The 12,525-nt window shown below is 33.7% G+C and carries 10 protein-coding genes; 5 read left to right on the top strand and 5 right to left on the bottom strand.

The genetic code is table 11. From position 1 onward, the window contains the following. Positions 1 to 6: 6 nt before the first annotated feature. Together fabF and K1X16_RS10435 are read right to left on the bottom strand one after the other, a co-directional pair. Positions 7 to 1,257, bottom strand: a complete 1,251-nt coding sequence (gene fabF / locus K1X16_RS10440) for a beta-ketoacyl-ACP synthase II (protein WP_225036092.1) — start codon at positions 1,255 to 1,257, stop codon at positions 7 to 9. A gap of 12 nt (positions 1,258 to 1,269) precedes the next feature. Then, on the bottom strand, positions 1,270 to 1,503 hold the full coding sequence (locus K1X16_RS10435) for an acyl carrier protein (RefSeq protein WP_013750595.1): 234 nt from the start codon (positions 1,501 to 1,503) through the stop codon (positions 1,270 to 1,272). A gap of 276 nt (positions 1,504 to 1,779) precedes the next feature. Between K1X16_RS10435 and K1X16_RS10430 the strand changes: the two genes are divergently transcribed. Both K1X16_RS10430 and K1X16_RS10425 read left to right on the top strand, forming a co-directional pair. After that, positions 1,780 to 2,346, top strand: a complete 567-nt coding sequence (locus tag K1X16_RS10430; protein WP_225036091.1) for a phosphoribosylglycinamide formyltransferase — start codon at positions 1,780 to 1,782, stop codon at positions 2,344 to 2,346. Between the two features lie 95 nt (positions 2,347 to 2,441). Further along, the gene (locus tag K1X16_RS10425; protein ID WP_195870466.1) at positions 2,442 to 3,083 is read left to right on the top strand and encodes a viroplasmin family protein; all 642 of its coding nucleotides are present in this window, start codon (positions 2,442 to 2,444) and stop codon (positions 3,081 to 3,083) included. A gap of 118 nt (positions 3,084 to 3,201) precedes the next feature. Here the strand turns inward: K1X16_RS10425 and K1X16_RS10420 are convergent, their stop codons facing one another. Beyond that, positions 3,202 to 4,803, bottom strand: a complete 1,602-nt coding sequence (locus K1X16_RS10420; RefSeq protein WP_225036090.1) for a T9SS type A sorting domain-containing protein — start codon at positions 4,801 to 4,803, stop codon at positions 3,202 to 3,204. A gap of 411 nt (positions 4,804 to 5,214) precedes the next feature. Here K1X16_RS10420 and K1X16_RS10415 point away from each other — a divergent pair, with 411 nt between their 5' ends. The 3 genes from K1X16_RS10415 (at position 5,215) to K1X16_RS10405 (ending at position 9,055) form a co-directional block, all read left to right on the top strand. Continuing rightward, positions 5,215 to 5,919 carry a hypothetical protein gene (locus K1X16_RS10415; protein ID WP_225036089.1) on the top strand — a complete coding sequence of 235 codons (705 nt, stop codon included), beginning with the start codon at positions 5,215 to 5,217 and terminating at the stop codon, positions 5,917 to 5,919. A 216-nt stretch (positions 5,920 to 6,135) separates the two neighbouring features. After that, a complete protein-coding gene (locus tag K1X16_RS10410) occupies positions 6,136 to 7,062 on the top strand; it encodes a PfkB family carbohydrate kinase (protein ID WP_195870463.1) in 927 nt (308 codons plus the stop codon). A gap of 94 nt (positions 7,063 to 7,156) precedes the next feature. Then, on the top strand, positions 7,157 to 9,055 hold the full coding sequence (locus tag K1X16_RS10405; protein ID WP_225036132.1) for an amidophosphoribosyltransferase: 1,899 nt from the start codon (positions 7,157 to 7,159) through the stop codon (positions 9,053 to 9,055). A gap of 490 nt (positions 9,056 to 9,545) precedes the next feature. Here the strand turns inward: K1X16_RS10405 and K1X16_RS10400 are convergent, their stop codons facing one another. Together K1X16_RS10400 and K1X16_RS10395 are read right to left on the bottom strand one after the other, a co-directional pair. After that, positions 9,546 to 10,910 carry a hypothetical protein gene (locus tag K1X16_RS10400; protein WP_225036088.1) on the bottom strand — a complete coding sequence of 455 codons (1,365 nt, stop codon included), beginning with the start codon at positions 10,908 to 10,910 and terminating at the stop codon, positions 9,546 to 9,548. 157 nt (positions 10,911 to 11,067) lie between these two features. Then, entirely contained in the window at positions 11,068 to 12,477 is a 1,410-nt protein-coding gene (locus K1X16_RS10395; protein ID WP_225036087.1) for an RtcB family protein, read from the bottom strand. Positions 12,478 to 12,525 lie beyond the last annotated feature (48 nt).

The following is a 12,525-nucleotide window of genomic DNA, read 5'->3' as shown; positions in this document are numbered from 1 at the left end:
CGGGATTTAATCTAATTTTTTAAATAATACACAAGCGTTGTGTCCGCCAAATCCAAAGGTATTACTCATAGCGACTTTAATATCTCGTTTCTGAGCTTTATTGAGCGTTAAATTTAATTCCGGATCTATGTTTTCGTCAACCGTTTCATGGTTTATTGTTGGTGGTACTAAACCATGCTTCATGGCTAAAATAGACGCAATTGCTTCTATAGCTCCAGCAGCACCCAACAAGTGACCTGTCATAGATTTTGTAGAATTAATATTTATATTTTTAGCATGACTGCCAAATACTTCGGATATAGCTTTTAATTCGGCAACATCCCCCAATGGAGTTGATGTTCCGTGTGTATTAATATGATCTACATCTTCAGGATTTAAGCCTGCATTTTCTAAACAATTTTTCATTACCGCAACAACACCAATACCATCAGGATGTGGCGCTGTCATATGATATGCATCTGAAGACAAACCTCCACCTACAACTTCTGCGTAGATTTTAGCTCCTCTTGCTTTGGCGTGCTCATACTCTTCTAATACAATTGCACCTGCTCCTTCACCCAATACAAAACCGTCTCGGTTAGCATCAAATGGTCTAGAAGCTGTTTCAGGGCTTTCGTTTCGAGTACTCATAGCATGCATAGCATTAAATCCTCCCATACCAGCAATAGTAACTGCCGCTTCACTTCCACCTGTTACAATCACGTCACAAGTCCCTAAACGAATAGTGTTTAAGGCATCGATCATTGAATTTGCAGAGGATGCACATGCAGATACTGTAGTATAGTTTGGACCCATAAAACCATATTTTATAGATATGTTTCCTGGTGCTATATCAGCAATCATTTTTGGAATAAAGCGTGGATTAAATCGAGGTGTTCCATCACCAGCAGCAAAGTTTAACACTTCATCCTGAAATGTCTCTAAGCCACCAATACCAGCTCCCCAAATTACACCCACTCTTAATTTGTTTATAGCGTCTAGATCTATTTTTGAGTCTGCAATTGCTTCATCAGAAGCCACCATTGCATACTGCGAAAACTTATCCATTTGTCGTGCTAACTTTCTGTCAATAAAGTCAGTAACCTCAAAGTTTTTTATTTCACAAGCGAATTGCGTTTTGAACTTTTCAGCATCAAAATGTGTTACACGAGCAGCACCACTTATTCCATTAATAAGAGCATCCCAATATTCATCTTTGGTATTACCTATAGGTGTTAGTGCACCTAAACCCGTTACTACGACTCGCTTTAATTCCATAAAATTGAGTTATTATTTTGCTTCTTCTATATAAGAAACCGCTTGACCAACTGTTGCTATATTCTCAGCTTGATCGTCTGGTATTTGAATATCGAATTCTTTTTCAAATTCCATGATTAATTCTACAGTATCTAATGAATCCGCTCCTAAATCGTTTGTGAAGCTTGCTTCAGTTACAACTTCGTTTTCATCAACACCTAATTTATCTACGATAATCGCTTTTACTCGTGATGCAATGTCTGACATAATTTTTTAATTTTAAGTTTTAATTAGATGGCAAAAATAAAAAACTTTATTTGATTATTCATCTTTACCGTTAAAATGTGTTTGTAATTTAGTAAAAAAAAAGATAATGTATTTTGGAATTACCCTAATTGTTAATTATTATTCTTTTTTTTGTTCGAATATTTAAGAAGAAATATACCTGTAAATGAAATGAGCTTAAACAAAAGTTGCAGTGCATTCTGTGATTTTTAAATTAGTGAATTCCATCAAACAATAATTTAAAATATAAACTAATTGATGAAACGTGTTGTAATTTTTGCGTCCGGAAGTGGCTCTAATGCTGAAAATTTAATTAAGTTTTTTTACAACAGCGATATTGCGTCTGTTATTCAGGTTTTAACTAACAATCCTCATGCCAAAGTCTTAGATCGCTGTAAAAAATTGAATGTTAGCGCATTATCATTTAACAGAACTGCCTTTTCAAAGTCAGATGATGTATTAAACCTATTAAAGGCATCACAACCAGATCTTATTGTATTGGCAGGTTTTCTTTGGAAGTTTCCTGAATTCATATTAAAAGAGTTCGAAAACAAAGTCATTAATATTCATCCTGCACTATTACCAAAGTATGGAGGAAAAGGCATGTACGGTATGAATGTTCACCAAGCTGTTGTTGAGAATAATGAAACTGAAACTGGGATTACAATCCATTACGTGAATGAAAACTATGATGAAGGAGCTATTATTTTTCAAGCAAAATGTGAAGTTTTAGCTTCGGACTCTGCGGACGATGTGGCTGGAAAGATTCATTTGTTAGAGATGGAGCATTTTCCGAGCGTAGTTAATGAGTTATTATTAAATTAATCAAATGTCATGCTGAATGTTTTGAAGCATCGTTTTGAGATTCTTTATTTCATTCAGAATAACAACAGAGATTCCCGTTATCGCGAGAACTAAAGATGAGTAAGAAGAAAAAAAAATATTATACCGTTTGGAAAGGTCATAAAAAAGGAGTTTATACCTCTTGGAATGCCTGTAAATCTCAAATTAAAGATTATCAAGGTGCACAATACAAATCATTCCCCACACGTGATGAAGCCGAAAAAGCATTAAAAGGGAATTATTTTGATTATATAGGAAAAAACAAATCGTTTTCCAGTGGACTTTCTGAAACAGAACTCAAAAAAATAGGGCAACCCAATTATAATTCTATTTCTGTAGATGCAGCATCAAGCGGAAATCCAGGCATTATGGAATACAGAGGTGTAGACACCAAAACAAAAAAACAACTCTTTCATCAAGGGCCTTTTGAACAAGGCACTAATAATATTGGTGAATTTTTAGCTTTAGTCCATGGGTTAGCGTTTTTAAAACAGCATAAAAGTGATCGCATTATGTACACCGATTCTAGAACAGCTATGAGTTGGGTACGCAAAAAATCATGTAATTCTAAACTCCCGCGTAACACCAAAAATAAACCTGTTTACGACTTAGTAGATCGTGCTGTACAATGGTTAAAAACAAACGATTACTCTACTACTATTGTAAAGTGGGAAACTAAGGCTTGGGGCGAGATTCCTGCAGATTTTGGAAGGAAATAACGAATCACAACACGTTAGTTAACCAATAGGCTACCTAGTAATTTTAATCTAAAAAAAATGGGCTATTAATTAAATTAAGATTTAATTAATAGCCCTTTAAGATTATATGTAATGGATATTATTTAAGAATTACTTTTTCAGTAAGTTCTTGCACACCATTATTTAATTTAACAATATAAATACCTGTTGTTAATTGCGATGCATCAATTTCGTTTGAATCTGAGCCTACTGAGATATTAGAAGACATTACCGCACGACCTAAACTATCATAAACATTAACCTGAGTTGTTGCTAACAATTCACCTTTAACAAAAATCTTATGGTTGGCTGCATATAAGCTTAGTGTATTTACATCATTATCGATTAGAGATAACGTTTCGGTACCTATATTTAAATAAAATCTTCCAGTTCCATCAATTGCAGTATCTGCTGTAAATGTGTAATCTCCTTGATTTAATAATGTATTTGTATTTTCAACATTATCTTCAAGATAAACTTCTGCACTTGCTGGCAGAGTAGATATCTCAATACTAAACGTTATTTGTTGTCCTTGCGATGCTTTAAGACCTAATGGAATACGAACAGAACTAAGATCTGAAGATCCTAAACTTTGAATCGCCATACTTATTCCAACATTATCTTCAACTAAATGTGAGTACAATGAAAAATTAAGAGAAGCCTCTCCAAAAAGTCTGGCATCATAACCAGGATCTAAGCCTCGAGTAGAATTCTCATTAAAATATATTTCTGTTGCAAAATCACCGCCAGCATGTTCTGCCTTTAGTCTTACCATTTCATTTACATTATCGCTTCTTCCTAATATAAAATCATCAGAGCCACTAAAAACACGCATTGCAGGTGTAAAACTTATTACATTAGAAGCTTCAGTAAAATCATTAGCAAGTAAAAAACCTTGACCAGGAGTTATATTAAGACCTGTATTAACCAATCTATTAATTATTGTAAAATTACCAATAGTACCAGTACCAGACTGTGTACCACTGTTATAACCGTATATACCTACAGCATCTACTGCTAATTGATCTTCATTTTCATCTAAAAACAAAGAAGAATTTAAATACGTAGGATATGGATTACCAACAGAGTTCCAGTTTTTTGGATTACCATCTGTCTCTGGTGCAATAATTGGATTTGTAGTCGTAATAGTTACAGTTTCTGTATCTTTAGATATAGTACCTGTAAATCTTAAAGTCTCTCCTAAATTAGAGGCTGCTCTATAACCAACAGCACGCTCTAACACGTCGCCATTACCTGGAGTAGCTGAAGCGTAATTAGTATAAGACTGATTCGCGTTATTATAAGGACCAAACGCATATACAGAGCCATTTGTAGGAATAGACGCTGAGTTGACAGTTGAACCATAGTCTGCACTATAGTTTAAAAAATCTCCAAAAGTAACACTTGCAGTTTTAACTGGTAATGAAATTAAATCATTACCTCCATTTCCTCCAGTAGTTCCTACAACATTGACATATCGGTCATAATTAACAACTGTTGAAGGCGTAATGGTGCCATCTAACATAACGCTAGAAAAACTATCTGATGTAGATTTTAGGTTTAATTCTGCTGCAGATAATGTTGTACCACCTTTTATTGAAACAGACGTACCAGGAGCAACAGTCATAGTACTAGATAAATCTTGAGCGTCAATATTTAAGCTATAGAATATTGAAAATAATACTAAAAAATTGTATTTCATGTGAGTTAAGTTTTAAGGGAGAAGATGCAATAAACGTTAATAATTCTAATTAATCAAATGAAATTATAATTAATTAAGTTTCCATACCACCTAAAACCTACCTTAAACCCTTATTGTCAGGTGTTTATGTTTTAATAAAATAATTTATCGTATTTACTCTAAAAGCGAACTTACCTTACATCTGCAAACATTATATTTAATACGTTATGCCGAAATCGACATATTGAGCATATGTCAATTCATAAACACAAAAAAAGTAACCCCGTCATCATAGCACACTAATTAATGTAAAAAGATCAAAACTAAACGCGCAAATTTAAACGTATCATTCGTAAATAATTGCGCATAAAATTTGATACTTAATAATTTTAGTGTTTATTTGTCTCTAAAATCTCATAATTTTATAGTATAATGAAAGTAAACTTAACCCTATTAGGCCTGTTTTTAATCTTTACAACTCTAAGCTTTTCACAAGTAGGTATTGGTGTAGAAGATCCAGATGCATCTAGTATTTTAGAATTAAAAAGTAGCGATAAAGGCTTATTATTACCTAGACTTACAACTGCTGAGCGCGATTTAATTTCATCTCCTGCTGAAGGTCTTACCATATACAATACAACAACTCAGAGTTTGGAAATTTACACAGACAGCTGGAAACGCTTAACTGCAGAAGAAGAAACAATACCTTCTTTAACGATGTACAGAGCTATGAATGGAACTAGCCTTGCAACAACTAGCAATTCTACTAATTTTGATCAATTCCCTTTAGATGCTGATGACGTAACTGAAATCGATTCAGAATATTTTGAAGTTGTAAGTAATGGTAAAATAAAAATCCTTAAAGCGGGAACCTATTTAATCAATGCAAGTTGGGCAACTAGAAATCTAGAGTCTGGAGATATAAAGTATGTTTTTGCGGTATTTAAAAATGGAACTCGCACTGGGTATATGACACGAGGTGTAGTTAATCTACCTTCAAATGATTTTTTTGGAGCTTCTGGAACATTTCAACATGTATTTGCAGCTGATGATATCGTAGATATCAGTTATTTTATTGGTAACTCTGCTAGTAGCGTCGCTGGCGATTTATTACATATTGGTATGGTTAAATTATAATATACCGTAGACTTAATTTATTCTTATAAAAAAGCTGCAATTTTAAAAATTGCAGCTTTTTTGTATTAAAATCTAAATGAGTATATAGTCTATTCCTTGTAAATCCAAGACCTCATATTGACTTTATTAAAAAAAAACCATTTGTGTATTGTAAAACTTCATGTTTCACAAGGAATATATTTTACGTAAATTTGCACTTTAATTCAAACAGCTTCTATGAGTAAATTAGTAATTGTTGGCACCGTAGCCTTTGATGCCATTGAAACACCATTTGGTAAAACCGATAAAATCCTTGGTGGTGCTGCAACATATATAGGTTTATCTGCCTCAAATTTTAATGTAGATTCTGCTGCAGTTTCTGTAGTTGGCGGCGATTTTCCTCAAGACTATTTAGACCTTTTAAAAAATAGAAATATTGATATTGAAGGTATAGAAATTGTAAACGAAGGAAAAACCTTCTTCTGGAGTGGAAAATACCATAATGACATGAACTCTCGTGACACTTTAGTCACTGAGCTGAATGTATTAGAACATTTTAATCCGGTTGTACCAGATAGCTACAAAGATTCTGACGTTGTTATGTTAGGAAATTTACATCCACTAGTACAACAAGGCGTGTTAGATCAAATGTCTAAAAAGCCTAAATTAGCCATTTTAGATACCATGAATTTTTGGATGGATATCGCATTAGACGACTTGCTTTCTGTAATTAAAAATGTAGATGTTATCACTATTAATGACGAAGAGGCAAGACAACTATCTGGTGAATACTCTTTAGTAGTTGCAGCAAGAAAGATTCATGAAATGGGTCCAAAGTATGTCGTCATTAAAAAAGGAGAACACGGAGCATTATTATTTCATAATGGTAATGTATTCTATGCTCCTGCGCTTCCATTAGAAGAAGTATTTGATCCAACAGGTGCAGGTGATACCTTTGCTGGTGGATTTGCTGGTTATTTAGCAAAAACAGGAGATTTTTCTTTTGAAAACATGAAAACAGCTGTTATTTACGGCTCTACTCTAGCCTCTTTCTGTGTTGAAAAATTTGGAACAGAGCGCATGCAAAACCTAACGGACAAAGAAATTTACAAACGATTAGACCAATTTAAGAGTCTAACTCAATTTGATATCGAATTAACATAAACTAACGCGCTCAAAATTGAGCGCGTTTTTCTTTAGTGCTGAATTTATTTCAGTACCTTCTGAATACAAAAAATTAATAGCCGAAAAATTAATCATGAGTGATGCGTTAAAACATGAGTGTGGAATTGCACTTATTAGACTTTTAAAACCATTAGAATACTATAAAGAAAAGTATGGAAGTGCTTTTTATGGTGTTAACAAAATGTATTTAATGATGGAAAAACAGCACAACCGTGGACAGGATGGAGCTGGATTTGCAAGCATTAAATTAGACGTAAAACCAGGTGAACGCTATATCAGTAGAGTACGATCTATAGCGCAACAACCTATTCAAGATATTTTTGCTCAAATTAATGAACGTATTAATGATGAGTTAACCAAACATCCAGAATATCAAAATGATGTTGAATTACAAAAAAGTAAAATTCCATACATTGGTGAAGTTTTATTAGGTCATGTGCGTTATGGTACCTATGGAAAAAATAGTGTAGAAAGTGTTCATCCGTTTTTAAGACAAAACAATTGGATGCACAGAAATCTCATCGTTGCTGGTAACTTTAACATGACTAATGTTAATGAACTTTTTGATAATCTTATTGAAATAGGTCAGCATCCAAAGGAAAAAGCTGATACCATTACTGTAATGGAAAAAATTGGCCATTTCTTAGATGATGCCGTTTCTAAAATTTATAAAGATCTTAAAAAAGAGGGCTACAATAAAAATGAATGTTCACCTTTAATTGCTGAACGCCTAAAGGTTAGTAAAATATTAAAGCGAGCTGCTAAAAACTGGGATGGTGGTTATGCTATGGCTGGTTTACTAGGTCATGGTGATTCTTTTGTATTAAGAGATCCTTCTGGTATTAGACCAACTTACTATTATAAAGATGATGAAATTGTTGTTGTAGCTTCTGAACGCCCTGTAATTCAAACGGTATTTAATGTCCCTTTTGAAGCGGTTAAAGAATTAGAACCTGGACATGCCATTATCACCAAAAAATCTGGTAAAACCAAAATTAAAAAGATATTAGAACCGTTAGAACGAAAAGCGTGTTCTTTTGAACGTGTCTATTTTTCACGTGGAAGTGATGCAGAAATTTACCAAGAACGTAAAATGCTTGGTAGTTTATTAATGCCTAAAGTTCTTGAAGCCATTAATAACGACACTAAAAATAGTGTGTTTTCATATATACCGAATACCGCAGAAACGTCCTTTTATGGAATGATTGAAACCGTTGAAGATCATCTCAACGAAAAGAAAACACAATCCATTCTCAATGGCGGTGGCAAACTATCTTCAGAAAAGGTAACAGAAATCTTATCTGAACGTCCCAGAATTGAAAAAATAGCCATTAAAGATGTTAAACTAAGAACTTTTATTACTGAAGATAGTAGTAGAGACGATTTGGTGGCACACGTTTATGATGTTACTTATGGTGTTATTAAACCAACAGATAATTTAGTTATAATTGATGATAGTATTGTAAGAGGTACCACACTAAAAAAGAGTATCATTAAGATGATGGACCGATTAAACCCTAAGAAAATTGTTGTGGTTTCTTCGGCTCCTCAAATCCGCTACATAGATTGTTATGGTATAGACATGGCAAACCTTGAAACCTTAATTGCTTTCAGAGCTGCTCTAGAATTATTAAAAGATAACAATCAATATCATATTGTAGAAGAGATTTACAAGAAGTGCGTAGCACAGGTAGAGATGAAGGACAAGAATATTGTAAATTATGTAAAAGAGATCTATAATCCGTTTACAGATGAACAGATTTCTGAAAAAATATCAGAGTTATTGGGTGGTGAAAACATTAATGCTGAAGTTAAAATTATTTTCCAACCTGTTGAGAACTTGCATAAAGCATGTCCTAAAAACTTAGGAGATTGGTACTTTACTGGAGATTATCCAACTCCTGGAGGTAATAGAGTTGTCAATAGAGCTTTTATTAATTTTTATGAAGGCAACAATAGACGCGCCTACTAAAATACACATTTACAGCACCTTTAATCCGATTAATTACGTATTTAGTCGGATTAAATTGCATTTCACCGGATAATTGATTCGTTTTAACAAATTAAATATACATTGGTATCACCATAACATAAGTAGGTTAAGTTCATGGTAGATTTGGGGCAAAAAAAGGTGAACTTCGTTCGCCTTTTTTTATGCCCTTTATCAAAGTGCTACTTTAAACCTTAAAATTTGCCGAAAAGCCTATTTTAACACTTAATATTCCATAAAAACAACACTTTCCACGCTTAGACTAATTTATAGGTCGTTTATCCAAAAAATACTAAAATTACAATAGTGTACTATTATATTTGACTCACCATAACATAAGTAGGTTAAGTTTATGGTAGATTTGGGGCAAAAAGGATGAACGTCTGTTCATCCTTTTTCATTTTCTATAACTACGTCTTCCCAACTTTTTCAATTCTGTTTTTACTAAAGTGCTTTCAACTAAAATTGAAGATTATTCAGTAACTCTATTAGATCCAAGATCTAATTCAATCTGGTCCTCAACAAGTTGTTTTTTGAGTCGTGAATTATAAATAACTTTACCAATATAATACACGGTATAAATACCACTTAAGAATAGGATACAAAGAGAAATAAAAGCATTCTGAATTCGTTTTTTCTGAGTTTTATGCTCCTCAATTGAAATTAAAGTATTCTTTTCAGGATGGTAATACCCAAAAAGACTAATAGAATTTTCTAGACTTTCCTTTACCGAATTGAAGGAAGTGTTTGTGGAATGGAAAGCATCAGATTTTAATTCTAAGATACTTGTTTTTGGCTGTATGGTTTCAACTAGTTTTTCCGCACTTTTTGCTCTTCTAACCTGTTTGTTGTATTCATCTATCCGTCTACTGTATTCATTTTCAATAGTTTTATTCCAAATGGAATCTGGTACGTTTTTAGGATAGAGCTTTTTATATAGTGAATTGCTCTTCATGTTATTTATAAATGTTTCTTTATCCGGTTTTGTAATAGCTCTAGCTGGTAAATGATACAAATGGTTAAAACTAGATGCCGGGTCATTGTAAATCCGGTCACGTTCAGCTTTGGAAATAAGAACATTTTTTCCTCTGTAATCAGACATGGTTTTAAATCGATGTACCCATGCTTTTTCAATAGTAATGTAACTAGGTTGAGAAATGCTGTTTAATTCTTCAGCAGACTGAAGTGTAATAGCATCACTTTCATTTTGAAACAATTTTGAAACATGTAATCCTTTATCTAAATCATTGTCCATTGATGCAAACAAAACAATAAATGGCATAAGAAAAAGAGCTAGAAAACTAAAAAAGTTGAGCGGTTTAGCTTTGTGTAAGCCGTTTTTTAACTCATAATCTAAGGATAGTGTATTGTTAAGGGAAACGACATATTGTGATGCATTATCGTTAGCAGCAACGGCACCATCTCTTAAAATGTATTCGTAATTAATACGTTCCTTTTGTGATTTTAAATAGTTTCGCCAATGCCATGGTATTTTTACGCTTGTTCCATTTATGCTATCAAACCGACTTGTAGTTTTACCATGATAAATAACAACACGTTCATAAAATCCGCTCGACTTATGAACTTCAGGATTCACCTTATGTTTTTGGAAACCTTTATAAAACCAATAGATTCCATAAATGCAAAGTATTAGAATACCAAAACAGATATTAATGAGTATGTTATAACCATCTAAGGAACTATATACAGCAAAAGCTAAAAAAGCAACGACAATAGCCAATGCTATAAGCAGCCACATCAGTAATTTTTTAGTGCGCCGGATTTGTTTGGTAACAAATTCTAGTTCTTCAGGATTTAGATTTCTTTTTTGAAACATGGTTTTATTGGGGATGCTTTGGTTTCAAAAGTCGGGAAATAAATGAATACAATTGTTTTGAATGAGACTAAAAAAAGCAGACTAATTTGGGTTAGTCTGCTTTTTTACTATTTAAGGTTAATTTCATACCTGAAAGGTTTTTGAAACCTGCTAGGTTTTACGATTTTTTTCTTCTAGAGTTTTTACGTTTATCACGTCGTTTCTTCCAAGGTGCATTTTTCTGCCAATCGCCAGCCATAATACAACCATAAGGCATCACTTCATCAATGACGTTTCCTAGATTAAATTCGTCCATTTGAGCTCTAACCGCTTTTGCATTTTTGTAAGCCGATGGCAACTCAGTAATGTCAATTTCTTTTGAGAAAAATCGGATATCTAATCCACGCGTTTCTTCTTTAAAGATTTGCATGGTTGTACCTGTTTTGCTTTTTCTATGTTGGGTTCTACTTACGTTTCTACCTGCGCCATGTGGTGCAAACCCTAAATTAGTGTTGGTGGTATTACCTTCAACAATCAAAACAGGTTCAGACATATTTAACGGAATCAATCTTGGTCCTGTAATGTCTGGCATAAACTTAGGGTCTAAAGGTGTTGCGCCTTTAGCATGGTAAAATAAATCGCCGTCTTTAAAGACGAAGTTATGTTCGTTCCAGTAACGGTTTTCAATCTCAATTTCTAAAGCTTCAGCTACTGAATTATGCAATACTTCATGATTGGTTTTTGTCCAATCTCTTATAATCTGCAAAGCATCCCAATACGCTTGTCCTTCTTCTGTTTCAAACGGAATCCACGCATTTTGCTTTTTGGTATCTGGTGACAATTCCTTTCTAAAGCGTTCTGCTATTTTCATGCCTTTGGTATACAATTTTGCACCAGGACCTCTTGAACCATGATGTGTCACTAACATGGTGTTTCCTGTGTTTTTGGATTTTCCGACAAACAAGAAGTGGTTACCATCGCCTTGCGTTCCTAAATGTGACCTTGCGATTTGAATCATGTTACCATCATTCAAAAAATAGTTCGACTCAAAAGCGTCTAAAAGTTCCTTTGGAAATCTGAATTGCGAATCTCTATCGCGTCCACCTGGACCAAAATGAGTATTAGCATGTGCTGCATCTAAAATAGCCTTTGGGTCTGCTTTTCCGAAATCGGTTAACATTACCGAACAGCAAATATCTGCACTATGCATGCCTGGATGAATGGCGTTTTTTGCTACGGCAACGCCACCCACTGGAATTGTTCCATCTGGACCAGTTGGACAAGCATCTGGCATAATGGCTCCATTGACCAATGTTGGTGTTTTCATTAGGGTTTGCATGGAGTTAATCACCTTATCTACGTTGTCTTTTTCTTCTTCGTTTTCTGCTTTGATGTTGATTGAAAAGTCAATTGGTGTGTTGTGTAATGCTATTGGGTCTGGTGATTTGAATTGCGCTAAATATAAGTCTAAGGCTTCGCCTTTTAATTCATTATTGTTGATATGAGTTAAGGCGTCTTTCATCCATTTGCCTTGTCTGTAACCTAAGGCTAATAAATCGTGACCTGTTAATTTTGTATTTGTTTTCATATTAATTTCCCACGAAAGTGGGAACCTTTTAATTAATAGTTTTCTTTA

The sequence above is a fragment of the Winogradskyella sp. SM1960 genome (assembly GCF_020179375.1).
Lineage (GTDB): Bacteria > Bacteroidota > Bacteroidia > Flavobacteriales > Flavobacteriaceae > Winogradskyella > Winogradskyella marina.
The sequence above is the reverse complement of the archived record's forward strand: the minus strand, read 5'-3'. Positions and strand labels throughout refer to the sequence as shown.

What these genes read in the sequence shown, in the direction of transcription:
- fabF (WP_225036092.1), bottom strand. Translation starts at nt 1,257, where the DNA reads ATGGAATTAAAGCGAGTCGTAGTAACGGGTTTAGGTGCACTAACACCT.
- K1X16_RS10435 (WP_013750595.1), bottom strand. Translation starts at nt 1,503, where the DNA reads ATGTCAGACATTGCATCACGAGTAAAAGCGATTATCGTAGATAAATTA.
- K1X16_RS10430 (WP_225036091.1), top strand. Translation starts at nt 1,780, where the DNA reads ATGAAACGTGTTGTAATTTTTGCGTCCGGAAGTGGCTCTAATGCTGAA.
- K1X16_RS10425 (WP_195870466.1), top strand. Translation starts at nt 2,442, where the DNA reads ATGAGTAAGAAGAAAAAAAAATATTATACCGTTTGGAAAGGTCATAAA.
- K1X16_RS10420 (WP_225036090.1), bottom strand. Translation starts at nt 4,803, where the DNA reads ATGAAATACAATTTTTTAGTATTATTTTCAATATTCTATAGCTTAAAT.
- K1X16_RS10415 (WP_225036089.1), top strand. Translation starts at nt 5,215, where the DNA reads ATGAAAGTAAACTTAACCCTATTAGGCCTGTTTTTAATCTTTACAACT.
- K1X16_RS10410 (WP_195870463.1), top strand. Translation starts at nt 6,136, where the DNA reads ATGAGTAAATTAGTAATTGTTGGCACCGTAGCCTTTGATGCCATTGAA.
- K1X16_RS10405 (WP_225036132.1), top strand. Translation starts at nt 7,157, where the DNA reads ATGAGTGATGCGTTAAAACATGAGTGTGGAATTGCACTTATTAGACTT.
- K1X16_RS10400 (WP_225036088.1), bottom strand. Translation starts at nt 10,910, where the DNA reads ATGTTTCAAAAAAGAAATCTAAATCCTGAAGAACTAGAATTTGTTACC.
- K1X16_RS10395 (WP_225036087.1), bottom strand. Translation starts at nt 12,477, where the DNA reads ATGAAAACAAATACAAAATTAACAGGTCACGATTTATTAGCCTTAGGT.